Genomic DNA, 22,523 nt, shown 5'->3' on the forward strand with positions numbered 1-22,523 from the left:
CTAGCGTTCGACCAGCGCCACGCGGGCGTTGAACCAGTTCATGAACAGCGACACCAGCAGGCTGATAATGAGGTACACCGCCATGGTCATGGAGATCACTTCGATGGCCTGTCCCGTCTGATTGAGGGTGGTGCCGGCGAAGACCGAGACCAGGTCCGGATAGCCGATGGCGGTAGCCAGCGAGGAGTTCTTGATCAGGTTGAGGTACTGGCTGGTGAGCGGCGGAATGATCACCCGCAGCGCCTGGGGGATCACCACCAGGCGCAGTACCAGCCCCTGGGGCAGGCTCAGCGCCTGGGCCGCCTCGGTCTGGCCATGGGGAATCGCCTGGATCCCCGAGCGGACGATCTCGGCGATGAACGATGCGGTATAGATGGACAACGCCAGCCACAGGGCCAGGAATTCGGGAATCACCGTGATCCCGCCACGGAAGTTGAAACCGCGCAGCTCCGGGACTTCCCAGGTCACCGGCACCCCGGTTACCACCAGCACCGCGAACGGCAGGCCGATGAGCAGCGCCAGCGAGATCCAGCCCGCGGGCAGTCGCTTCCCGGTCGCCTCGTGGCGGCGCTTGTTCCAGACCACCAGGGCGATGCTGGCCACCACGGCCACGGCAAAGGCAGTGGGGATCAGCCCGAAGCCCGACAGGAACTGCGGCTCCGGCAAGAAGAGGCCGCGGACATTGAGAAACACCAGCTCGCTTAGCGTGAGGCTGTCGCGGGGGCTGGGCAGCGCCTGGAGCACGGCGAAGTACCAGAAGAAGATCTGCAGCAGCAGCGGGATGTTGCGAAAGATCTCGATATAACCGCTGGCCAACCGGGCGATCAGCCAGTTGGGCGACAGTCGGGCGATACCCACGGTAAAGCCGATGATCGTCGCCGCCAGGACGCCCAGGGCAGAGACCAGCAGGGTATTGAGCAGGCCCACCAGAAAGGTCCGGCCGTAGGTGCTCTGAGAAGAGTATTCGATCAGGCTCTGGCCGATGCCGAATCCCGCCGTTCTCTCGAGAAAACCGAAACCGGTGGTGATACCGCGGGCGGCCAGGTTGGCCTGGGTGTTGCCGATGATATAGAGCAGGAAAGCTGCCACGGCGGCGATCAGCAGCACCTGGAAAATCAGCGCTCGCTTGGCGCGGTCGCGCCAGAACGGGGGCTTGGGGCCCGTGGGTCGGGCTTGGGGTCGAACGGACATGGACAATTCTCCGCCTGGATCCGTCAAGCAGGGCACGGGGCCACCGGCCCGGGATGGCCGGGCCGGCAGCGACTAACGCATCATGTGCAGGAGGTGCCGGTCAGCCCGGCACCGTGGACGGAGACTCAGCGAACGGGCGGCGCATACTGCAGGCCACCGTCGATCCACAGGGCATTGACCCCGCGCTCGATCTCCAGCGGCGAGTCCATGCCGACGTTGCGATCGAAGACCTGGGCGTAGTTGCCGACCTGGCTGATGATGTTGTAGGACCAGTCGGCGTCGAGCCCCATGCCTTCGCCGTAGTTGCCATCCTGGCCCAGCAGGCGCGCTACATTGGGATCCTCGGAGTCGAGCAGGTCATCGATGTTGTCGCTGGAAATGCCGTACTCCTCGGCGTTGAGCATGGCGAACAGCGACCACTTGACGATGTTGTACCACTGGTCGTCGCCCTGGCGGACCACCGGGCCCAGCGGCTCCTTGGAGATCACCTCGGGCAGGATCATGGCGCCAGCGGGGTCGGAGAGCTGGATGCGCAGGGCGGCCAGCTGGGAGGTATCGGAGGTGAGGACGTCGCAGCGACCCGCTTCGAAACCACCCACGGTCTGCTCGGAAGTATCGAAGACGATGGGGTCGAACTCCATGCCGTTGGCGCGGAAGTAGTCGGCCAGGTTCAGCTCAGTGGTGGTCCCCGACTGAACGCAGACCGCCGCGCCGTCCAGCTCGCTGGCGCTGCTTACGCCGAGGTCCCGGTTGATCAGGAAGCCCTGGCCGTCATAGAAGTTGGTGCCGGCGAAGTTGAGGCCCAGGGTGGTGTCCCGGGTGGTGGTCCAGGTGGTGTTGCGCGAGAGGATATCCACCTCGCCGGACTGCAGCGCAGTGAAGCGCTCCACGGCATTCAGCGAGATATAGCGCACCGCCTCGGCGTCGCCGAAGACCGCCGCGGCTACGGCGCGGCAGACATCGACATCGATCCCCTGCCAGTTGCCTTCGTCATCGGGAGAGGAGAAGCCCGGCAGACCATCGCTGACGCCGCACTGCACGGCCCCCCGGTCCCGCGTGTCCTCCAGGGTTGAGGCGGCCGCAAGCCCGGAGGCCCCCAGCGCCAGGGTGGCTGCCGCAGACATCAGTACCAGCTTGTTCTTGTTGTACAGCATGGGAAACTCCCTTGTTTCTTGGATATAACGCATTGGATCAAAGCATGCATGCCGCTCTGGCATGTGCCATGACCTTAGCAAGCATCGTTCCAGAAAAGGGATAGGCCAGGAAGGACATTAATTCAACGCTAGCCAACGTAGTGAAATACCGGCTCCCGCTGCACCAGCGACGGGCGGTTCCACCTGAGCCCAAGCGGCGAATGCCCCTTTTTAGCCATGCCGCCAGCACGACAGCGCCCCCGCCGGCATGGCCGGCGGGGGCGCTCCATCGACGCGGGGCGTCTGGGTTAGCTGCGGATCAGGTGATCGAAGGCGCCGAGGGCGGCCTTGGAGCCTTCGCCCATGGCGATGATGATCTGCTTGTAGGGCACCGTGGTGACGTCGCCGGCGGCGAAGACGCCGGGCAGGCTGGTCATGCCGTGGGCGTCGACGATGATCTCGCCACGCTCGCTCATCTCCACCGGGGAGCCCTTGAGCCACTCGGTGTTGGGCACCAGGCCGATCTGCACGAAGATGCCCTCCAGGTCGAGACGCTTGATCTCGCCGCTGGCACGCTCTTCATAGGTGAGGCCGTTGACGCGGGTGCCGTCGCCGTTCACCTCGGTGGTGCGGGCGCCGAGGAGGATCTCGACGTTGGGCAGGCTCTTCAGCTTCTTCTGCAGCACGGCGTCGGCGCGCATCTCGTCCATGAACTCGATCAGCGTCACCTGGCCGACGATGCCGGCCAGGTCGATGGCCGCCTCGACGCCGGAGTTGCCGCCGCCGATCACCGCCACGCGCTTGCCCTTGAACAGCGGGCCGTCGCAGTGGGGGCAGTAGGCCACGCCCTTGTTGCGATACTCGGCCTCGCCGGGCACATTCATCTCGCGCCAGCGGGCGCCGGTAGCCAGCACCAGGGTCTTGCTCTTCAGACTCGCCCCGGATTCGAAGCGCACCTCGTGCTCGCCGCCGGGCTGGGTGGCCGGCACCAGTTTGACGGCGCGCTGCAGGTTCATGACGTCGACCTCATACTCCTTGACGTGCTCCTCCAGCGCCGCCACCAGCTTGGGACCTTCGGTGTAGTTCATGGAGATGAAGTTCTCGATGCCCATGGTGTCCACCACCTGACCGCCGAAGCGCTCGGACGCCACGCCGGTGCGCAGGCCCTTGCGGGCGGCGTAGATGGCCGCCGCGGCACCGGCCGGGCCACCACCGATCATCAGCACGTCGAAGGCATCCTTCTCGCTGAGCTTGGCCGCTTCGCGCTCGGCGGCGCCGGTGTCCACCTTGGCGAGAATCTGCTCCAGGCTCATGCGGCCCTGGTCGAAGGGCTCGCCGTTGAGGTAGATGCTGGGCACCGACATCACCTGGCGCGCCTCGACCTCATCCTGGAACAGGGCGCCGTCGATGGCCACGTGGCGCACCTTCGGACTGAGCACCGCCATGAGGTTGAGCGCCTGGACCACGTCCGGGCAGTTCTGGCAGGAGAGCGAGTAGTAGGTCTCGAAGTGCAGCTCGCCCTCGAGGCCCTGGATCTGCTCGATCACTTCGTCGCTGGCCTTGGGCGGATGGCCGCCCACCTGCAGCAGTGCCAGCACCAGAGAGGTGAACTCGTGGCCCATGGGGATGCCGGCGAAGACGATCCCGGTCTCTTCGCCGGGGCGGTTGAGCGCGAAGGACGGACGCCGCGCGTCCTGACCGTCGAGCTTCAGGGTGATCTTGTCGGACAGGCTGACGATATCGGTGAGAAGATCGTGCAGTTCCTTCGACTTGTCGCCGTCATCGAGGGACGCGACGATCTCGAACGGCCGAGTGACCTTCTGCAGATAGGCTTTGAGCTGAGTTTTCAGATTGTCGTCCAACATGACAGCGGATTCCTTCATGTTTGGCTAATGTAAAGACGCAGCGCAAGCCGCCATACACGGCCTAGGCCGATAGGCTGCGCGAGTTGTCTGCGCTTATCGTGAAAAACGTCTTGAAAAACGCCCGGGCGCAGCAGGCCCGGGCGCGGAGTTCACGAGGCCAGGGGGTGCCTCGCGGGGGTCGGGCGATCGGTTTAGATCTTGCCGACCAGATCCAGGGAGGGCGCCAGGGTGGCTTCGCCTTCCTTCCACTTGGCGGGGCAGACTTCGTTCGGGTTGGCGGCCACGTACTGGGCAGCCTTGACCTTGCGCAGCAGCTCTTCGGCGTTACGGCCGATGTTGCCGGCGTTGATCTCGACGATCTGGATCTTGCCTTCCGGGTCGATCACGAAGGTGCCGCGCTCGGCCAGGCCGGACTCTTCGATCAGCACTTCGAAGTTGCGCGAGATCTTCAGGGTCGGGTCGGCCAGCATCGGGTACTGGATCTTGTTGATGGTCTCGGAGCTGTCGTGCCACGCCTTGTGGGTGAAGTGGGTGTCGGTGGAGACGCTGTAGATCTCGACGCCCAGCTTCTTGAACTCCTCGTAGTTGTCTGCCAGGTCACCCAGCTCGGTGGGGCAAACGAAGGTGAAGTCGGCCGGATAGAAGAAGAAGATGCTCCACTTGCCCTTCAGGCTCTCTTCGGAGACATCGATGAACTCGCCATTGTGGAAAGCGGTGGCGTTGAACGGCTTGACTTCAGTGTTGATCAGGGACATTCAGTAATGCTCCTTGTCGATGGGGTGTGTACCGAATACGGGGCCTATCGTAACGCGGCCCTCGCAATAGTCTAAATTGAATGGTGTCATGATGGTGATTGACCTTGCCTATAAGGGCTCACCAACCTATTGAAATGACACCACCTCACCCTGGCGGTCCAGTGCCAGGAAGCTCTCGATGTTGCCCATCTTGAGCGATTCGACCATCCGCTGCAGGTGCGACTCGGCCTCGTCGCTCGACGGCGGCCGGGGCCCGCTACCGGCCAGGGCCGCCACGAAGACGATATCCCACTCGATCTCCGTCTCCTTCGACTCGGCCACCAGCGCCGCCATGTCGCTGAGCTCATCGAGGGTCTTGTCGACACACAGCACCGGCGTCAGCACCCCGCCCTCGCCCTGCTCGAAGCGGGCGCGCTGCTCCGGCGTGGGATTGTCAGGCAGCTCGGCGCGGGTGAAGACGAACAGCAGCCGCTGGGGATCGGGCTGGCTGTGCGCCTCATTCAACAGATCGGCAAAGCAGGAAATGGCCAAGGCAGTCCTCCGGAAGTCGCGTCACCTGCAGGGAGGGCGATGATGGAACAGCCGCCGTCCCGACGCAAGGCGCTCCGGTCACCTACTCTGGACTATCGCAGATAGCTGACATCGCTCGGGCTGACCTGCAGGCAAGCCTGCGGGGAGGCGCTGTAAACCCCTCCCTGGGCGCTACCGGCGCCATCCCTGGCGCAGGACCTCCCCTTCGGCTTGCCTCCAGCACCCCTCGCTTTTCGTAACTGCGTTATCCCTGGTCACCAATACAGCACCTCTAGCTCGGTATAACGGCGCTGCCGGGGACAGGTCGAAGAGGAGGTCATTTGCCAAGGATCACGGCACCAGCTCGACGCGCAGGCCGTCGTCGCCCGGCGGCCAGGTGCCGGCCTCCTCGGTCTCGCCCCGGGCATCCAGCACCAGGTAGCTGCGGTGCTGGTGATGGCGCAGCGTGCCGGCCAGCTGCTCGAGGGCCTCGCGGTTGTCGCCGCTCATGGCGGCGGTGCGGGTGCCCGGCAGGGTCCACAGGCGCGCCTGGCCGCGCCTGGCCATGTCGCGGGGTGGGGCAGGCAGCCCCTGGTCGGCCAGCCAGGCCGCCACCGCCTCGGTCTCGCCCACCACCAGCAGCGGCGTCTCCTCGAGCCGCGCCGGGACCGCCTCCAGGGGGCGCGGCCGGCCCGGCAGGCGCTGCCCCAGCGGGGCCAGGTCGGCATCCAAGGCCAGCAGGCGGCTGTCCGGGTCCAGCGCCAGGCGCCGCAGGGTGAAAGGCGCCGCCTCGAGCTCGCGCAGCACCTCGAAGTCGGGGTCCACGACCAGCGCCCGGGGCGCCTCCGCCAGGGTCAGCGAGACCTCGGCATGCCGGCCCTCCAGCTCCACCACCTGGCGGCTGACGCCCGCCTCGCTCTCCACCGCCAGCGGCACCCGCAGCGGCCAGGGTGCGCCTGTTCCGGACTGTTCGAGGCGCCCACGGACCTTCCAGCCCTCCTCGGTGCGCTGGCGCTCCACCTCCGTCAGCGCCAGGCTGGGACGCCCCGGGCGCCTCACCCAGGCGTCAAAGAAGTCGCCAAGCGGCTCGCCGGCGGCCGTCTCGAAGGCGGCGGCCAGGTCGTCCCAGTCGGCGGTATGGAACAAGTGGCGCTCGGCGAAGGTGTGCAGCCCGGCGTCGAAGGCCTCGTCACCGATCCGGCCGCGCAGCATATGGAAGACCATGGCGCCGTGCTGGTAGCCCACCAGCCGCCCCGCCGGGTCGGGGCCGCCGCGAAAATCCGCCAGGCGCATCTCACGGCCATCGGGCAGGGCTGCCAGGTCGGTCAGCCAGCGGCGGCGGGTGTCGCGCGCCTCGCCGCGCCGCTCGTCCAGGTGGTAGTCGGCCAGGTAGGTGGTCAGCGCCTCCGACCAGTTGCCGGTAGCGTAATCGACCCGAACCCCGGCACCCCACCAGGCGTGCATCAGCTCGTGGGCCAGCGAGGTGCGGGGAATGAAGGGCAGCGGAATGACCCGCTCGCCGAGCAGTGTGAAACCGGGAAAGGCCAGCCCCACCGGGGCCGGCGAGGCGGCGATGGTGAAGCTGGCGTAGGGATAGGGGCCGACGCGCTCACTGAACAGCGCCAGGTAGCGGGCGCTGTGTTCCAGGTAGGTGTCGGCGAAGGCCGCATCCAGTTCGGCGGGAAACAGGGTGCGCAGGCGCACCCCCTCGGCCGTGCGCTGCCGCTCGCGCCAGGGCCCCGCCGCCAGCTCCACGCCGTCGGTGCGCGGGTGGGCGTGGCGAACCCGGTAGCCCCCCTCATCGTCGTGCGGTTCGCCCACCAGCGAGCCGGTGCCCACCGCCCGCTGGCCCTCGGGCACCCGAATCTCCAGGTCGAGGGCGAAGGCCTCGAGGTCGGCGAAGCGGGGATACCAGCCGCTGCCCGCCGGCAGCAGGGTCCCGGCCGGCGCTACCGTCACGCGCGACTCGCCGCCATCCAGCCCGCCGCGCCAGCGCAGGGTCAGGGTCTCGGCGCCCTCGGGCACGGCCAGCCGATAGCGGCCCTCGCCGTCGCGCTGCACCGCCAGCTCCGCGCCCTCGGCCGTCGCCGCCTCGAGCGCCAGGCCCGGCAGCAGGCCGAGGCGTGCCGTCGCGGGCGGCGCTGCGAGCGTCATCTCACCCTCGAGATGGCCCCGCGACGGGTCCAGGCTGACACTCATCGCCACCCTCGGCGGCTCGGCGGCCTCCTCGCCGGCGGCGGCCACCGTCGGCAGCAACAGCGGCACTGCCAGCAGCCCAGCCGCGAGCCGACACCGGCCCCGGCGACACAGGGCGGGGACCCTCATGAGGAGCGCGGCGGGAAGCGGGCCAGGATTTCCCGCTCCTCGCCGTGGCGGCGCACCTGCAGCGGCAGCAGGGTACCCGGACGCTGCTGGCGCACCAGGCCGGTCAGGTCGGCGGGACGCGCCAGCGCCTCGCCGGCCGCGCGCAGGATCACGTCGCCCGCTTCCAGGCCGGCCTGCTCGGCGATGGAGCCTTCGAGGGTGGCATGCACCTCCACCCCCTCCTCATGGGGCACGATATAGACCCCCAGCTGCATGGGCGGCAGCGCCTCGGGCTGGCGATCGTCAATGGCGAAGACCGCACGGGCCAGGCCGGCCGGCGGCGGCTCGCACTCATGCGCGCCCACCTGCCAGGGCAGCAGGGTGCTGTGGGCCTCGACCCCCAGGTCCGAGAGCTGGTGGGGAACGCCGTGGCCGTAGGCCAGGTGCCCCTGGCCGATCAGGCCGACCACCAGGGCGCCCTGCTCCCCCGCCTCGGCGAGCCCCGCCGCCATGGCGCGGTCCCAGGCCAGCTGGGCGGCGACGAAGCGGGCGAAGTCGGCCTCGTCGCCCTCCCGGGACGGGTGCTGCTCATAGACCTCGGCGAGGCGCTCGCGGTAGGCCTCAGGAGGCTCGGCAGGCGCACTGATGGCAAAGCGTTCCGCCTCGGGCACCGCCTCCCAACCCTCGTTGACCAGCCGGCCGCGCAGCTCCGGGGTGATGTTGACCGCCTGCAGCGGCACCCGGTGCAGCCGCGCGAAGTGCAGGATGGGGAAATAGAGCGCCGGGTCGAAGCCCCAGGCCGTGCGCCAGTTGCTCTCGTCGAGGAACGCCTGCTCGTCGAGCTCCCCCGCCACCCAGGCATCCAGCGCCGGCTGGGCCTCCCGCGGCAGCATCTCCAGGCCGATCACTAGGTCGGGGCGGCGGGCATGCAGCCCGGCCAGGGTCGAAAGCTGCCAGCGATGGTGGTCCATGCGGTCGTGCTGCTCGCCGAGCAGCACCACGTCCTGCTCGGCCAAGTCGCTGAACAGCTCGGCGGGCGAGAGGCGCTCGCCCCCCGGCTGTCGCCACTCGCCGGGCGCCAGACAGGTATCGGCCCACGCCGGGGCGGCGCTCAGCGCCAGCGTCCCGGCCAGGCAGGCGAGCGCCAGACAGCCGGCGCGGGTAGCGGTGAGAGACATCGGTATCTCCATGACCAGAGGATAGAGGTGAGAGTAACACCGTATCGCTCGGTTCCGAGGCGGGCCTTGCCCGCCGTCAACGGGAAATCAAGCGACGCTTAAACAAATAGCGAAAAGCAATGATGCCAATAGCCCAATATAATCGCAGGCTTCGTAAATAACTGTATTATATAAAATAAAACAATACTTTTACAAATATTGCTACACGCGTAGCTTCTTGTGAAAGAATCCGGCAGCGCCGCACACTTCCTACCCTTCTCGCCTAGCGTCGCAGCAAGCCGTTTTCGTCTCCAGCCCTGCCAAGGAAGCCCGAATGAATCTCACCATCAAAGCTCGCCTGATCCTGCTGATCGCCCTGCTGGTCGCGCTGATCGCCGTCGTCGGCAGCCTGGGCATACGCGGCATGACCGCGATGGACAGCGCCATCGATACCATCTACGAGGACCGCCTGGTCCCGGTGCAACAGTTGACCCGCATCGATGAGCTGATGCGCGACAGCATCATCGAACTCAACCAGATCAGCCTGACCCATGACCATGCCGGCGACGAGGCGGCCAGCCAGGCCAACCGGCAGCCCTACCTGGATACCGTGGACGCCAACATCGAGGCGATGGAGCGAGTCTGGACGACCTACATGGCGACCTTCCTGACCCCGCGCGAGGCGCAGCTTGCCGAGCGCTATGCCGATCAGCGCCGCGCCTTCTTCCAGCAGGGCCTGGAGCCGGCCATCGCACTCTACGAGGCCGGCCGGATCGATCAGGCCTCCGCCCATATGATCGAGGCGACGCGTCCCGCTTTCATTGCCGCCAACCAGACGCTGTACGAGCTGATCGAGCTTCAGGGGGAAGTGGCTCGCGCCGAGTATGCCGCATCCCAGTCGACCTTCGACTTCATGCGCTTGCTGACCGCGGCCATGATCGTGCTGGCGCTGCTCATCGCCAGCCTGGGCGGCTGGACGCTGATCCGCGCCATTACCCGGCCCCTGGGGCGCATGATCGAGTACTTTCAGGCGATCGCCGCCGGCAACCTGGACAATCGCATCGAGGTGGAGCGCCGTGACGAGATCGGCCTCGCCCTCCAATCCCTCAGCGAGACCCAGACCCAGCAGCGCGAGCTGGTGGCACGGATTCAGTCCTCCGCCCAGGCCATCCATGCCGCCTCCGGCGAGATCGCCTCGGGCAATCACGACCTCTCCCAGCGCACGGAAGAGCAGGCCGCCAGCCTCCAGGAAACCGCCACCAGCATGGAGCAGGTCGCCTCGACGGTGAAGCAGAACGCCGAGAACACCCGCCAGGCCAATGAGCTGGCACGCAACGCGCGTCAGCTGGCCGATAACGGGGGCGACAAGACGACGCAGGCCATGGGCAAGATGCAGGAGCTCGAAGAGAGCGCGGAGAAGATCGGCAGCATCATCTCGGTGATCGACGGCATCGCCTTTCAGACCAATATTCTGGCACTCAATGCCTCGGTGGAAGCCGCCCGGGCCGGTGAGCAGGGCCGCGGTTTCGCCGTGGTCGCCGGCGAGGTGCGCAATCTGGCCCAGCGCTGCGCCACGGCCGCCAAGGAGATCCAGACGCTGGTCACCCTCGACGGTGAGCTGGTCAAGGACGGCAGTGCACTGGTCAAACAGGCCGGCGAGGCCATAGAGCAGGTCGTGGGCAGCGTACGCCAGGTCTCGGAGCTGATAGCCGACATCAACGCCGCCTCGGAAGAGCAGTCCCAGGCGGTCGAACAGGTCAGCGTCGCGGTCAGCCAGATGGACCAGGTCACTCAGCAGAACGCCACCCTGGTGGAGCAGTCGGCCGCCGCCGCCTCGGCGCTGAAGTCCCAGGCGGGCCTGCTCGCCGAAGCGGTCAGCTCATTTCGCATGGGCGAGAGCCCGGCGGGCAAGGCGAGCCCGGGGGAGCTTGTCCTGGCCGCCGACAGCATGCCGCAGCCCTCTGCCCCGCCCGTCCCTGAGGCCGACCCCATGCCCCGCGCCGCTCGCCAGCGCAAGGCCGCCGCGGAACCGGAGTGGGAGGCCTTCTAGGGCCTGAGTATTGCCACCGGGCAGCGCGCTTGGTGCAGCACGGCGTGGCTGACGCTGCCACCGATCACCCGGGCCAGGCCACTGCGGCCGTGGGTGGTCATGGCCAGCAGGGTATTGCGGCAGTCGGCCAGGTAGCCAACGATGGCCTGGGCCGGATCGCCGTGCAGCACCTCCCAATCGGGGTCGATGCCATCGGCCTGGTGCAGACGCCGCGCCAGGCCATGCATGTAGCTGGATTCCATGACATCACCATGGCCGCTCTCCTCCGGCACCCCCTCAACCGTTCGTTTGCCGAGCACCTGCAGCAGTTGCAGGCGCGCCCCCAGCTGGCGCGCCAGGGTCACGGCGTGGGGCAGCATCGCTTCCGAGAGCGGCGAGCCGTCGACGCAGACCATCAGGGTGTCGAAGCGCCGTGTGGCCTCCGGGTCGAAGCGCGGGCCGCGCACCACCACCGGCGCACCGGCCTCCCGAACGGCTTGCGCCGCCACGCTGCCGAGGAACAGCTCGGAGGTGGAGTGGCGACCGTGGGAGGTCAGGCAGAGCAGGGTATCCGGCTGGGAGGCCAGCCGGGCCAACACCGTGGCGGCCTCCTCCCCCACCTCGATATTCAGCGCCTCGCGGTAGTCCGCCAGACGGTGGCGCTCGAGCAGCTGGAGGAGCGCCTCGCGCCGCCGCTCGGCCCGCTCCGGCGAAGTCGCCACCGAGGTCAGCAGCAGCCGTCCCGAGAGCTGCCGCTGAAGCATCTCGCCCAGCATGATGCCACGCAGGGAGTAGACCGACTCGTCGATCGCCACATGGATAGTGAGCATTTCAACACCTCCTCAGCCTCTGCCAACGGCGGCCTGGTGGTCGCCGTCGCTCGTCCATGGGCGGTTGGGCGACAGCGTCCGACCAGGGCCTTCGCTGTCAGGCAGTGTAGGCAAGCCGCGCGCAACACGCCCCACGACCGACGTCTGGTGCCGCTTGCCGGGGGTCGTGGCTCAAGCGCACCACTGTTCGGCAACGATCTCGTAGCTGCGAGTGCCGCCTCGGGCAGCCGCATCGGCAGGCGCTTCGATCCCCAGATCGCCCCATAAACATGCAGGTCGAAGAAGCGCTGTAGCAGCCGGGTGGGGGCGGCCTTCAGGTCGCCCCATTCGTAGTGGTTTTGGTAAAGCCGGTCGCCGCAATCCGCGCCCGGCTGGAGATCACTCGCAGCGCCTGTTGATCATCTGCACTCAAGGGCCGGTCCACGGCCAGAAATTCGTAGTACTGGTATTCGTTCATGGTCTGCTGTAGGGGCACCTGACAATGCGTTCGGGATTATCGACCCAACCCGTCGAGGCGATAGTCGATCATGGCCATCTCGGCGGCACGACCTTCCTTGAGCCTATTGCCAGGCAGGGCCTCACCGCAGAAAGGGCAGTGGCTGATGTTGACGGCCCACCATTACAGGCACTGTTGCAGCAGGTAAACTGACTAGATTCAAGCCCATGATCAGTGGTGGTGCGCCATGGCGACGATGAATTTCAATACGGCCAACCAGACCCTACGCCAGCTGCTGGGCAATGGCCTGACCTACCGGGTACCGCCCTTTCAGCGCGACTACTCTTGGGGAGAGGATGAGTGGGACGACCTCTGGCAGGATGTGCTCGGCCTGTTCGAGGAGGACGGCGAGTCGGCCCACTACATGGGCTACCTGGTGCTGCAGTCTGCCGACAGCAAAGACTTCGACATCATCGACGGTCAGCAGCGCATCACCACCCTGAGCGTGATGATCCTGGCAGGGCTAGGGCTCCTGCAGTTGCTGGTCGAGGCTGGACAGGATGCCGATGACAATCGCCGTCGCCAGGAGCAATTGCGCAACAGCTATATCGGCTACATGGACCCGGTCTCGCTGATTCCGCGATCCAAGTTGACCCTGAACCGCCACAATGACCGCTTCTACCAGACCTACCTGGTCCCCCTGGAGCGGTTGCCGCAACGCGGCCTACACGCCTCGGAGCACCAGCTGCGCAAGGCGTATGGCTGGTTCAAGGAGCGCATCAAGGGGCACGTCGGCAGCGAAGTGGACAGCGGCCAGCGGTTAGCGGCCTTCATCGACACTCTGGTCGACAAGCTGTTCTTCACGGTGATCACGGTCACCGACGAGCTAAATGCCTTCAAGGTGTTCGAGACGCTCAACGCCCGCGGCGTTCGTCTCTCCTCCACCGACCTGTTGAAGAACTACCTGTTTTCGCTGATCAGCTCCGCTTCGACCCATGACACCGAGTTGAAGGCCCTGGAGGACCGCTGGGAACGCATCGTGGGACTGCTGGGCAGTGAGAGCTTCCCGGAGTTTCTGCGCGTTTACTGGAACAGCCGGCATCGACTGGTGCGCAAGGCTGAGCTGTTCAAGACCATCCGACGCCACATCGGTGAACGGGAGGGCGCCTTTGGCCTGATTCGCGAGCTCGATCATCATGCGGGACTCTATGCGGCCCTTCGGGATCCTCAAGACCCTAGCTGGAACGAGCCGGAGCAACGCGCCCTGGAGCAGTTGCAGATGTTCAACGTGCGCCAGCCGCTAGCCATGCTGCTGGCCTGCCACCGACGGTTCTTCGAGCAGGAGCGTGAGGTGTTCACCCGCATCCTCCGCGCGGTGGCCGTGATCGCGTTCCGCTACAACGTGATCTGCAGCTTGCCGACCCACGAGCAGGAGCGAACTTACAACGAAGTGGCCTGGAAACTCGCTGAAGGCGAGATCGGCAACCTCCGACAGGTGCTGGCGGCGCTACGGGGCGTCTATCCCGATGACCGCCGGTTCAAGGCCGCCTTCACCGAGAAGGCACTGCGCACCACCAGCAGTCGCAACCGCAAGGTGGTCCGCTACATGCTGTTCGAGATCGAGCGCCAGCGCAGCGGCCAGTCTCTGGATTTCGAGAGCCCCGCCTATAACCTGGAGCATGTGTTGCCGGAACATCCGGCAGAGGCCTGGGCGCATATCCCGGACGGAAAGTTGGATGGACTCATCTATCGGCTCGGCAACATGACGCCTCTGGAAAGCCGCGTCAATCGTGATATCGGTAATGCCGATTTTGATGAGAAGTGTCGCGCCTACGCCGCCAGCAGCTTCCAGATCACTCGGGCCGTTGCCGAACAGAATGACCACTGGGACGAGAAACGAATCGAAGCCCGCCAGAAGCGGCTGGCCGATATTGCCGCTGGAATCTGGCGGGTCGACTTTGTCGGTGACTAACGGAGTATCAGGACACCTCCCCGCCCTTTGAGCCCACCTCGCCCAGGTCCACCGACAGGGTCGCCAACAGGATCTCGGCGAAGAGCCCCGGCACCTCCACGGAGGGCACGTGGCCGACGCCGTCGAGGATCTCGAGGGGAGCGTCGTCGAGCTCGGCGGCCAGGGCCTCGAGGGTCGCCGGCAGCGTGGCCAGGTCCTCGCTGCCGCCCAGCAGCTGCACCTTGACGTCCGGATGTCGAGATAGAGAGCCGGAGAGCCTGCCGGTAAAGGCGTGGCCGCCGAGCATCTCGCAGAGCTTGGCGTAGGAGTCATCGTCGCCACGGCCCATCTGGGTGCACCAGCCCGCCTTGAGGGCCGGTTCGGCCTCGAAGCAGGCCGGGGCGAACCAACGCGGCACGATCTCTTCGGCCATCGCCGCCAGGCCCTCGCTGCGAACCCGTCCTGCGCGGGTGGTCCAGAGCTCCTGGGTGCCGATCACCGCCCCGGTGTTGGTCAGGGTCGCGGAGAGCAGCCGCTCGGCGTGCTCGCCGATCAGCTGCTGGCCCACCACCCCGCCGATGGAGGTGCCGGCGAAGTGGAAGCGTTCGGCGTCGGCGTGATCGGCCAGGGCCAGCGCCTCGGCGGCCAGATCGGCCGGGGCGATGGGGCCCTCGCCCCAGGCCTGGCTGGCGCCGTGACCGGGCAGGTCCCAGGTCAGCACCCGGTAGCGGGGAAGCAGCATGGGCAGGATGTCGTCCCATACCGCCTGGCTCATGCCCAGCGGATGCGCCAGCACCACCACCGGGTTGGCCTCGGCACCGAGCAGGCGGTAGGCCACGCTGCGGCCGTTGATCGTGAGAAATGCCATCACAGCCTCCGTTACACGCGTTCGATCAGCGTAGCAATCCCCTGCCCCACACCCACGCACATGGTGCACAGGGCATAGCGTTTGCCGGTCCGCTGCAGCTCATGGGCGGCGGTCTGCAGCAGCCGCGCGCCGGACATGCCCAGCGGGTGGCCCAGGGCGATGGCGCCGCCGTTGGGGTTGACCCGCGGGTCGTCGTCGGCGATGCCGAGATCCCGCGTGCAGGCCAGCGCCTGGGCGGCGAAGGCCTCGTTGAGCTCGATCACCTCGATCTCGTCCAGGGAGACCCCAGTGCGTTCGAGCAGCTTGTTCACCGCCGGCACCGGGCCATAGCCCATGATGCGCGGCTCGACGCCGGCGGTGGCCATGCCGAGGATCCTGGCCATGGGGGTGAGGCCGTGCTGCTCCACCGCCGCGGCGCTCGCCACCAGCATGGCAGCGGCGCCGTCGTTGACCCCGGAGGCGTTGCCGGCGGTGACGCTGCCGCCCTCGCGGAAGGGCGTCGGCAGGCCGGCGAGCTTCTCCAGGGTGGTCGCGCGCGGGTGCTCGTCCCGGTCGAAGATCAGCGGGTCCTGCTTGCGCCGGGGGATCTCGATGGGGGTGATCTCCTCGGCAAAGCGCCCGGCCTCTTGCGCCACGGCGGCCTTCTGCTGGGAGCGCAGGGCGAAGGCGTCCTGATCCTCGCGGGAGATCTTGAACTGCTCGGCGACGTTCTCGGCGGTCTCCGGCATGGCGTCGACGCCATAGGCCTTCTTCATCAGCGGGTTGATGAAGCGCCAGCCGATGGTGGTGTCCTCGATCTTCTGGCCGCGTGAGAAGGCGCCGTCAGCCTTGCCCAGCACATAGGGGGCGCGAGACATGGACTCCACGCCGCCGGCGAGGGCCAGCGCCATCTCGCCGGCCTTGATGGCGCGAAAGGCGGTGCCCACCGCATCCATGCCGGAGCCGCACAGACGGTTCATGGTGGTGCCGGGCACACTGGTCGGCAGGCCCGCCAGCAGCGAAGACATGCGTGCCACGTTGCGGTTGTCCTCGCCGGCCTGGTTGGCGCAGCCCATGAAGACCTCGTCGATGGCGGCCGGGTCGAGATCCTGGGCCTCGGCCAGCACCGCCTTGAAGATGCAGGCGGCGAGGTCGTCGGGGCGTACGCTCGACAGGGTGCCGCCGAAGCGGCCGATGGCGCTGCGCCGCGGATGGCAGAGGAATACGTCGGTCATGTGGCTCTCCTGTTCGGCTTACTCGCCGCTATGGGCATGGGCGGTACGCGCTTTCAGATCCCGCAGAATCTCGAGCTCATGCGCCGAGGGCTCCGGGGTGGCTCCCAGGTCGTCGGCGAAGCGGAGCTCCCAGCCGGTGGCCTCCTGGACATCGGCGACGGTGACCCCCGGATGCAGCGAGACCACCACCAGCTCCTTGGTCTCGGGGTCGGGCTTCATCACGCAGAGATCGGTGATCACCCGGGTCGGCCCCTTACCGATATTGGGCACGCCATCGCGGCCCTTGCCGTCGCGGCCGAAGCCCAGGGTGGTGACGAAGTCCACCTTGTCGACGAAGGCGCGCTTGGAGTGCTTCAGGGTGATAAAGACCTCTCCCGCATTCGTCGCAATCTCGGGAGCGCCACCGCCCCCGGGCAGGCGCACCTTGGGCTCCCGGTAGTCGCCGATCAGGGTGGTGTTGAGGTTGCAGTAGCGATCGATCTGGGCGGTGCCCAGAAAGCCCACGTCGATCTTCCCGCCCTGCAGCCAGTAGCGGAACATCTCCGGCACCGCCACGGTGGTCAGCGCCGTCTCGGCCAGCTCGCCATCGCCGATGGAGAGCGGCAGCACGTCGGGCTTGGTCTGCAGGGTGCCGGACTCGTAGATCAGCACCACGTCCGGGGCGTGGGTCAGCCGCGCCAGGTTGGCCGCCTCGGAGGGCAGGCCGATGCCCACGAAGCAGGTCATGCCGTTTTCCAGGGCGCGGGCCGCGGTGACGGTCATCATCTCGGCGGAGGTGTAGTCGAGGCTCATCAGGCGTTCCCCCCTGCATTCATGACGTTCTCTTCGATCCACGCCGTGAAGGCGTCGCGGTCCCGGGCGATGGCGTCCCACTCCTTGTAGAAGGCGTTGTTGCGCGGGTAGTAGCCGTGGGCATAGGAGGGCAGCGAGCCCTTCTCGGCCACGGCGATGGCGCTGATGGCCCAGCCCGGGATGATGCAGGCATTGGGGTGGTAGTCCGGCTCGCTGCGCAGGTCGTCGACGACCTCCTCCACGGTGACGATGCTCTGCCTGGCCGCCAGCACCGCTTCCTTCTGCACCCCGACGATGCCCTCCACCAGCACATTACCGGCCCGGTCGGCCTTCTGGGCATGGACGATGGAGACATCCGGACGCACCGCGGGCACCGCCGCCAGGCGCTCACCGGTGAAGGGGCACTCGATGAACTTGATCTGGTCGTTGACGCTGGGCAGCTCGCTGCCCACGTAGCCGCGCAGAACCGCCAGCGGCAGACCCGCCGCGCCGGCCTCGAAGGCGCAGGCCATGGCGGCATGGCTGTGTTCGAGGATCTCGACCTTGCGGGGCCAGCCCTTCTCCACGGCGTCGCGCAGGCGGTGCAGGGAGCCCACGCCGGGGTTGCCGCCCCAGGAGAAGATCACCTTGCTGGCACAGCCGGCGCCGATCAGCTGGTCGTAGACCAAGTCGGGGGTCATGCGGATCAGGGTCAGGTCGCGCTTGCCCTGGCGGATCACCTCGTGACCCGCGGCGAAGGGAATCAGGTGGGTAAAGCCTTCCATGGCCACGGTGGCGCCGTCGTGGACGTAGCGCGCCACCGCGTCATGCAGGCTCAGGAACTCGGCCATGGGATCTCCTCCTGGCGATTGCCTTTTCAAATTGTTCGCTTTACGAACATAGATTTGTATTGCGAACAATCTACCCCGCTTTTCGCCCATCGTCAAACCTGGGGCGACACAGCCCCACAACAAAAACCGCATGGCGAACTCATGTTCGCCATGCGGCAGCATGGTAGGCTAATGGGCAGACAGTAACTTCAAGGAGGATGGAGAGATGTCACGCAGAGACAGCGATGAGGCACTGACCCCCGATAATCGCGAGTTCGTCACCGCCCTGGCCAGTGGCCTGGAGGTGATCCTGGCCTTCGACGAGGCCCACCCGCGCATGACCCTGAGCGAGGTGGCGGCCCGCACCGGGATGAACCGGGCCAAGGCACGCCGCTTCCTTCTCACCCTGCATGCCCTGGGCTATGTCCGGAAACAGGGGCGGTCCTTCGAGCTGGCCCCGCGGGTGCTGCAGCTCGGCTATGCATTCCTCTCCGCCAACAACTACCGCAGCGTGATCCAACAGGTGCTGGAGGAGATCACCGCCGAGTGCGGCGAGTCCTCGTCGCTGGGCGTGCTGGACGGCAAGGAGGTCATCTATGTGGCACGCTCCTCCGCCCCCCATCGACTGATGGCGATCACCCTCTCGATTGGCACCCGCCTGCCGGCCGCCTACACCTCCATGGGGCGGGTGCTGCTGGCCCAGCTGTCCGACGCCCAGCTCGAGGGCTTCCTGGAAGAGGTCGTGCTCGAGGCCCACACCGAGCACTCGGTGACCACCCGCAGCGAGCTGAGACAGCGCATCCTCGCGGCGCGCCAGCAGGGCTATGCGGTCGTCGACCAGGAGCTCGATTCCGGCCTGCGTTCGCTCGCCGCCCCGGCCTTCGACGCCAACGGCAAGCTGCTCGGCGCCATCAACATCAGCACCAATGCGGCCCGAGTGGATCTCGATACCCTGATGAAAGAGTACCTGCCGCTGCTGCAGGAGAAGGCCCGGTTGATTCGCACCAGCGTCAGCTGAGCTCGCCATCTCCTTGAGAGCTGCAGGTTCTGGCCACTCAGCGAGACCCTCGCCCTTTACGGCGACCCTGCGGCGGTCCAGCTGGTGCTCCAGGCTCACGCCGAGCCCTTCGGTACGGCCGGCCTCCATGAGATGCCCGGCTCAACGGCACCCCTCACTTGCCGCGATAGTAGCCCGGGGTGACGAAGGGCATCTTGGTCACCACCATCGGCAGGCGCTTGCCGCGAACCCCGGCATAGACCCGGGTGCCGATCTCGGCCTGGGCGACCGGCACATAGCCCATGGCGACCGGCTTGCCGACCGTTGGCCCGAAGCCGCCGGAGGTGACCAGGCCGATCAGGTTACCCGCCTCGTCGTACAGCTCGGCACCCTCTCGCACCGGGGCGCGGCCTTCGCCCAGCAGGCCGACCCGCTTGCGGCTGTGATCCTTGACCTCCACCTGATGCAGGATCAGATCGGCGCCCGGGAAGCGGCCGGGACGCTGGCCGGCATGCCGGCGCGGCTTGCCGATGGCCCAGATCAGCCCGCCTTCGACCGGGGTGGTGCCGGTATCGATGTCGTGGCCATAGAGGCAGAGCCCGGCCTCCAGGCGCAGGGAGTCCCGGGCGCCCAGGCCGATCGGCGCCACCTCCGGCTCCGCCAGCAGGCGCCGCGCCAGGGCCTCGGTCCGGTCGGCGGCGACCGAGATCTCGAAGCCATCCTCGCCGGTGTAGCCGCTGCGACTGACCCATACGGGAATGCCGTCGATCTCGAAATGGCCGTGCTGCATGAAGACCAGCTCGCAGGCCGCGGGGCAGAGCCGTGCCATTACCGTGGCGGCCTCGGGCCCCTGCAGGGCGAGCAGTCCCCGGTCCAGCACCTCGATCTCGTGCCCGTCGGCGAGGTGGGCGTGCAGGTGGGCGATATCCTGCTCCTGGCAGGCGGCATTGACCACCAGATAGAGGTGGTCGCCGGCGTTGACCACCATCAGGTCATCGAGAATCCCGCCATCCTCATGGGTGAAGAGGGCGTAGCGCTGCATGCCTTCCGGCAGGCCGACGATATCCGCCGGCACCAGGCGCTCCAGTGCCTCGGCCGGAGCGGGGCCGCGCAGCAGCAACTGGCCCATGTGCGACACATCGAACAGCCCGCAGGCCGCCCGGGTGTGCTGGTGCTCCTGCTTCACGCCCGCCGGGTACTGGACGGGCATTTCGTAACCGGCGAAGGGCACCATCCTGGCGCCGTGGGCAACATGAAGGTCATACAGCGGGGTGCGTTTCAGTTGGCTCATCGGGGCTGCCTCTGCTTGATGCGGTCGGTGTCGGGTCGTCGGGGGTCGATCACGCGGCGTCGTCATGCCGCCGGAACGGACCCGGGAATACCCAGACTAGACCATGTTTCCTATAAGAAACAATAGCAGCACACCGGAAATACCTTTATATCCGACCAGGCGCCAAGACGCTGACATGCCCTAGAAGGGCCGGTTCAGGCGGGACACCGTAGCCGCCTCAGGAGAAATGAATTTCCTATCGGAAACATGCCATGGGCGCCCAGGAGATTACATCAGGCGATAACGAAGGCCTCGACGAGGATCTTCATGGCAATCAGGAACAGCAGGGCCATGATTGCCCTGTCGAAGCCAGTGCCGCGACAGCTGGCGCCCCAGGCGCGCGCCCAAGGGCATCCCGGCCGCGATCACCCCCAGCGCCACAACGCTGGCCCCCGCCAGCGGCCAGGTGAGCAGGCCCGCGGTCAGCATCGCGGGAATCTGCACCACGGTAATCGCGGTAAAGAAGGTCGAGATCGAGCCGATGTAGACCCGGCGGTCGAGCTGCATGGCGTTGAGAAAGGAGACCGACACCGGCGCCGACATGCCCGCCGCCCCTTGCAGCACCCCGCCCAGACCGCCCAGGGGCAGCACCAGCCGCCTGGCGATGGCATAGGGCAGCGCGCGAGTGCCCTGCAGCAAGCGCACCGCCAGATAGAGCAGAATGCAGCCCGCCACCACCACCGACAGGGTCTCCTTGTCGATCACCACCAGCGCCCAGGTACCCACTGCCACCCCCAGCCCACCGCTGAGCGAGAAGGCCAGCAGAAAATCGGCGGGCAGCAAGTGGCGGCGATAGTGCCACACCTGCCAGGCGTTACTGATGAGGTTGGGCGCCAGCAGCACGGCAATGGCGATTTGGACATCGTAGAGCATGGTCAGGACGGGCACGACGATCACCGGCACACCCGCGCCGATCGCCCCCTTGATGATTCCCGCCACCGCCAGGGTCAAGATGGCGATCAGCATTCTGTCGTTCCGAATCGAGAAGGTCGCCGGAGTATACACTCCGAATGCCCGCCGGCTTCCAGGCGCCCTGTTCGATGGCCACGGCGGCTCCTTATGCTCAAGCGCCAAGCGGGAGGATCAGGTGGTGCTCAAGTATGACCTGCGGCGCTTCGAGAGGGCGGAGGCCAGGGAAATGGGGGCACGGCTGCCCCCAGCTATACCCCGACTGCCGTCACCGGCGCTACCCTGGCCCCCACCGCAGGGCCGCCGCAGACTCTGTTGCGTCCATTCTCCTTGGCCTGGTAAAGCCGTTCATCGGCGATTCGGCTGAGCGTATCCAGGTCCATCCCGTCGGGTCCGTAGTCGGCAACGCCGATGCTGACGGTAACTTTCAGGACCTTGTCCTGGTACTCGATGGCTAACTGCTCCAATCGCTGCCGCAGCTCCTCCGCCACGGCGACAGCTCGTTTGCCATCGGTGTTGGTCAGCAGTACCAGGAATTCTTCGCCGCCAGATCGTGAGATCAGGTCGATCTCCCGCAGGCGCTCCCGCAGCATACGGGCGAAGGCGACCAACACCGTGTCGCCGGCCTCGTGACCATGCTCGTCGTTGATCCGCTTGAAGTGATCCAGGTCCAGCATAAGCACTGCCAGCGGGGTTCCATTGCGCCGCGCTTGTGCCCGTTCCCACTGGAAGACATCGTTGAGGCGCATGCGATTGGCCAGCCCAGTCAGCGGGTCGACCGTCGCCAGGTGCATCAACTTGCGCTCGGACCGCTCGCGGGTGCGTTCGTAGAAGTGTGACAGGCCCAGGGTGGTCAGTGCGGCGATGACCACGTTGGACAGCACCTCCACCCGAACGAGTTCGGGGTCGCCGCTAAAGCGGTACAGAAAGATGCCGCCGCCAACCCCCATATAGCCCAGCGAAAGCAGCAGCCCCAGCCTGGAACCGAGCAAGAGATGGGTGACAAGGGGGATGATCAGCAGCCAGATGAAGGCGTACGTCGAGATTTCCGGGCGGCTTAGCAGTAGCAGCGTTGCCGACAGCAACACCAGCATGAAGCACAGACACCATGTCTGAACGCGCTGCGTGCGACGAACCACGACCAGCAGGCCGGCGGCGAAGGCGGCAAGGGCTACCTGGATCCAGGCAACCAGGACCATGTCGTCGGGAAAGTTGAGGGCCGCAAAGAGAAGGGCGCTGATGACGGTGATCAGCAGCATGGCCTGCAACACCGCCCGGCGATGCTCTTGATTCGCTTGATAAGGATGCATGCCCGGAGCCCTTGTCGAATTGAGGCGTTGCTTGAGAAGGCGGCGGCACCAGCGCAGTGGGCTGACCGCCCCTGTGTGCACTGGTCTCCTGAACGAAAAGGTGCCAGCAGCCCTATGAACGCCCCTCGGAGTT

General features: G+C 66.6%; 19 protein-coding genes. 3 read left to right on the plus strand and 16 right to left on the minus strand.

The window, feature by feature from the left end:
- The 7 genes from HOP52_RS02245 to HOP52_RS02275 all read right to left on the minus strand — a co-directional run bounded on the left by HOP52_RS02245 (position 1) and on the right by HOP52_RS02275 (position 8,936).
- Positions 1 to 1,191 carry an amino acid ABC transporter permease gene (locus HOP52_RS02245; protein WP_238975547.1) on the minus strand — a complete coding sequence of 397 codons (1,191 nt, stop codon included), beginning with the start codon at positions 1,189 to 1,191 and terminating at the stop codon, positions 1 to 3.
- Positions 1,192 to 1,316: 125 nt separating this feature from the next.
- On the minus strand, positions 1,317 to 2,342 hold the full coding sequence (locus HOP52_RS02250) for an amino acid ABC transporter substrate-binding protein (protein ID WP_238975965.1): 1,026 nt from the start codon (positions 2,340 to 2,342) through the stop codon (positions 1,317 to 1,319).
- A gap of 290 nt (positions 2,343 to 2,632) precedes the next feature.
- On the minus strand, positions 2,633 to 4,189 hold the full coding sequence (gene ahpF, locus HOP52_RS02255; RefSeq protein WP_238975549.1) for an alkyl hydroperoxide reductase subunit F: 1,557 nt from the start codon (positions 4,187 to 4,189) through the stop codon (positions 2,633 to 2,635).
- A 191-nt stretch (positions 4,190 to 4,380) separates the two neighbouring features.
- The gene (gene ahpC, locus HOP52_RS02260; protein WP_238975552.1) at positions 4,381 to 4,944 is read right to left on the minus strand and encodes an alkyl hydroperoxide reductase subunit C; all 564 of its coding nucleotides are present in this window, start codon (positions 4,942 to 4,944) and stop codon (positions 4,381 to 4,383) included.
- A gap of 126 nt (positions 4,945 to 5,070) precedes the next feature.
- A complete protein-coding gene (locus tag HOP52_RS02265; RefSeq protein ID WP_238975554.1) occupies positions 5,071 to 5,475 on the minus strand; it encodes a ribonucleotide reductase subunit alpha in 405 nt (134 codons plus the stop codon).
- A 330-nt stretch (positions 5,476 to 5,805) separates the two neighbouring features.
- Positions 5,806 to 7,779 carry a M1 family metallopeptidase gene (locus tag HOP52_RS02270; protein WP_238975556.1) on the minus strand — a complete coding sequence of 658 codons (1,974 nt, stop codon included), beginning with the start codon at positions 7,777 to 7,779 and terminating at the stop codon, positions 5,806 to 5,808.
- Complete coding sequence (locus HOP52_RS02275; RefSeq protein ID WP_238975560.1) at positions 7,776 to 8,936, minus strand: ChaN family lipoprotein; 1,161 nt, start codon at positions 8,934 to 8,936, stop codon at positions 7,776 to 7,778. Before HOP52_RS02275 ends, HOP52_RS02270 begins: the two co-directional genes overlap by 4 nt.
- A 313-nt stretch (positions 8,937 to 9,249) precedes the next feature.
- On the opposite strand from HOP52_RS02275, the gene HOP52_RS02280 reads away from it, so the two are divergent.
- Positions 9,250 to 10,965 carry a methyl-accepting chemotaxis protein gene (locus HOP52_RS02280; RefSeq protein ID WP_238975562.1) on the plus strand — a complete coding sequence of 572 codons (1,716 nt, stop codon included), beginning with the start codon at positions 9,250 to 9,252 and terminating at the stop codon, positions 10,963 to 10,965.
- Here the strand turns inward: HOP52_RS02280 and HOP52_RS02285 are convergent.
- Positions 10,962 to 11,774 (minus strand): universal stress protein, encoded by an 813-nt coding sequence (locus HOP52_RS02285; RefSeq protein WP_238975564.1) that lies wholly within the window; start codon positions 11,772 to 11,774, stop codon positions 10,962 to 10,964. The two genes, HOP52_RS02280 and HOP52_RS02285, sit on opposite strands and share 4 nt — an antisense overlap.
- Positions 11,775 to 12,087: 313 nt before the next feature.
- Positions 12,088 to 12,231: a hypothetical protein gene (locus HOP52_RS02290; RefSeq protein ID WP_238975566.1), complete on the minus strand. Its 144-nt coding sequence runs from the start codon at positions 12,229 to 12,231 to the stop codon at positions 12,088 to 12,090.
- A 226-nt stretch (positions 12,232 to 12,457) separates the two neighbouring features.
- Between HOP52_RS02290 and HOP52_RS02295 the strand changes: the two genes are divergently transcribed.
- Entirely contained in the window at positions 12,458 to 14,182 is a 1,725-nt protein-coding gene (locus HOP52_RS02295; protein WP_238975568.1) for a DUF262 domain-containing protein, read from the plus strand.
- A gap of 7 nt (positions 14,183 to 14,189) precedes the next feature.
- Here HOP52_RS02295 and HOP52_RS02300 read toward each other — a convergent pair whose 3' ends face one another.
- The 4 genes from HOP52_RS02300 to HOP52_RS02315 are packed head-to-tail and all read right to left on the minus strand — an operon-like array spanning position 14,190 to position 17,865.
- Complete coding sequence (locus HOP52_RS02300) at positions 14,190 to 15,029, minus strand: alpha/beta fold hydrolase (RefSeq protein WP_238975570.1); 840 nt, start codon at positions 15,027 to 15,029, stop codon at positions 14,190 to 14,192.
- An 11-nt stretch (positions 15,030 to 15,040) separates the two neighbouring features.
- Positions 15,041 to 16,243 carry a 3-oxoadipyl-CoA thiolase gene (gene pcaF / locus HOP52_RS02305; RefSeq protein WP_238975572.1) on the minus strand — a complete coding sequence of 401 codons (1,203 nt, stop codon included), beginning with the start codon at positions 16,241 to 16,243 and terminating at the stop codon, positions 15,041 to 15,043.
- A gap of 18 nt (positions 16,244 to 16,261) precedes the next feature.
- The gene (locus tag HOP52_RS02310) at positions 16,262 to 17,035 is read right to left on the minus strand and encodes a CoA-transferase subunit beta (protein WP_238975575.1); all 774 of its coding nucleotides are present in this window, start codon (positions 17,033 to 17,035) and stop codon (positions 16,262 to 16,264) included.
- The gene (locus HOP52_RS02315; RefSeq protein WP_238975576.1) at positions 17,035 to 17,865 is read right to left on the minus strand and encodes a CoA transferase subunit A; all 831 of its coding nucleotides are present in this window, start codon (positions 17,863 to 17,865) and stop codon (positions 17,035 to 17,037) included. The genes HOP52_RS02310 and HOP52_RS02315 overlap by 1 nt, the downstream gene beginning before the upstream one ends.
- A 205-nt stretch (positions 17,866 to 18,070) precedes the next feature.
- On the opposite strand from HOP52_RS02315, the gene HOP52_RS02320 reads away from it, so the two are divergent.
- Positions 18,071 to 18,862, plus strand: coding sequence for an IclR family transcriptional regulator domain-containing protein (locus tag HOP52_RS02320; protein WP_238975579.1), 792 nt, complete (start codon positions 18,071 to 18,073; stop codon positions 18,860 to 18,862).
- A 154-nt stretch (positions 18,863 to 19,016) separates the two neighbouring features.
- On the opposite strand, the gene gcvT is transcribed toward HOP52_RS02320, so the two are convergent.
- The 3 genes from gcvT to HOP52_RS02335 form a co-directional block, all read right to left on the minus strand.
- Positions 19,017 to 20,132: a glycine cleavage system aminomethyltransferase GcvT gene (gene gcvT, locus HOP52_RS02325; RefSeq protein WP_238975581.1), complete on the minus strand. Its 1,116-nt coding sequence runs from the start codon at positions 20,130 to 20,132 to the stop codon at positions 19,017 to 19,019.
- A 267-nt stretch (positions 20,133 to 20,399) separates the two neighbouring features.
- On the minus strand, positions 20,400 to 21,137 hold the full coding sequence (locus HOP52_RS02330; protein WP_238975583.1) for a sulfite exporter TauE/SafE family protein: 738 nt from the start codon (positions 21,135 to 21,137) through the stop codon (positions 20,400 to 20,402).
- A gap of 194 nt (positions 21,138 to 21,331) precedes the next feature.
- A complete protein-coding gene (locus HOP52_RS02335) occupies positions 21,332 to 22,390 on the minus strand; it encodes a GGDEF domain-containing protein (protein WP_338072522.1) in 1,059 nt (352 codons plus the stop codon).
- Positions 22,391 to 22,523 lie beyond the last annotated feature (133 nt).

The organism is Billgrantia campisalis (assembly GCF_022341425.1).
GTDB classification, from domain to species: domain Bacteria; phylum Pseudomonadota; class Gammaproteobacteria; order Pseudomonadales; family Halomonadaceae; genus Halomonas; species Halomonas campisalis.

Coding starts and splice junctions, on each gene's coding strand:
- HOP52_RS02300 (WP_238975570.1), bottom strand. CDS start 15,029: ATGGCATTTCTCACGATCAACGGCCGCAGCGTGGCCTACCGCCTGCTC.
- HOP52_RS02315 (WP_238975576.1), bottom strand. CDS start 17,865: ATGGCCGAGTTCCTGAGCCTGCATGACGCGGTGGCGCGCTACGTCCAC.
- HOP52_RS02330 (WP_238975583.1), bottom strand. CDS start 21,137: ATGCTGATCGCCATCTTGACCCTGGCGGTGGCGGGAATCATCAAGGGG.
- HOP52_RS02310 (WP_238975575.1), bottom strand. CDS start 17,035: ATGAGCCTCGACTACACCTCCGCCGAGATGATGACCGTCACCGCGGCC.
- HOP52_RS02245 (WP_238975547.1), bottom strand. CDS start 1,191: ATGTCCGTTCGACCCCAAGCCCGACCCACGGGCCCCAAGCCCCCGTTC.
- HOP52_RS02280 (WP_238975562.1), top strand. CDS start 9,250: ATGAATCTCACCATCAAAGCTCGCCTGATCCTGCTGATCGCCCTGCTG.
- HOP52_RS02295 (WP_238975568.1), top strand. CDS start 12,458: ATGGCGACGATGAATTTCAATACGGCCAACCAGACCCTACGCCAGCTG.
- HOP52_RS02275 (WP_238975560.1), bottom strand. CDS start 8,936: ATGTCTCTCACCGCTACCCGCGCCGGCTGTCTGGCGCTCGCCTGCCTG.
- HOP52_RS02285 (WP_238975564.1), bottom strand. CDS start 11,774: ATGCTCACTATCCATGTGGCGATCGACGAGTCGGTCTACTCCCTGCGT.
- ahpF (WP_238975549.1), bottom strand. CDS start 4,189: ATGTTGGACGACAATCTGAAAACTCAGCTCAAAGCCTATCTGCAGAAG.
- HOP52_RS02335 (WP_338072522.1), bottom strand. CDS start 22,390: ATGCATCCTTATCAAGCGAATCAAGAGCATCGCCGGGCGGTGTTGCAG.
- HOP52_RS02270 (WP_238975556.1), bottom strand. CDS start 7,779: ATGAGGGTCCCCGCCCTGTGTCGCCGGGGCCGGTGTCGGCTCGCGGCT.
- gcvT (WP_238975581.1), bottom strand. CDS start 20,132: ATGAGCCAACTGAAACGCACCCCGCTGTATGACCTTCATGTTGCCCAC.
- HOP52_RS02320 (WP_238975579.1), top strand. CDS start 18,071: ATGTCACGCAGAGACAGCGATGAGGCACTGACCCCCGATAATCGCGAG.
- HOP52_RS02290 (WP_238975566.1), bottom strand. CDS start 12,231: ATGAACGAATACCAGTACTACGAATTTCTGGCCGTGGACCGGCCCTTG.
- pcaF (WP_238975572.1), bottom strand. CDS start 16,243: ATGACCGACGTATTCCTCTGCCATCCGCGGCGCAGCGCCATCGGCCGC.
- ahpC (WP_238975552.1), bottom strand. CDS start 4,944: ATGTCCCTGATCAACACTGAAGTCAAGCCGTTCAACGCCACCGCTTTC.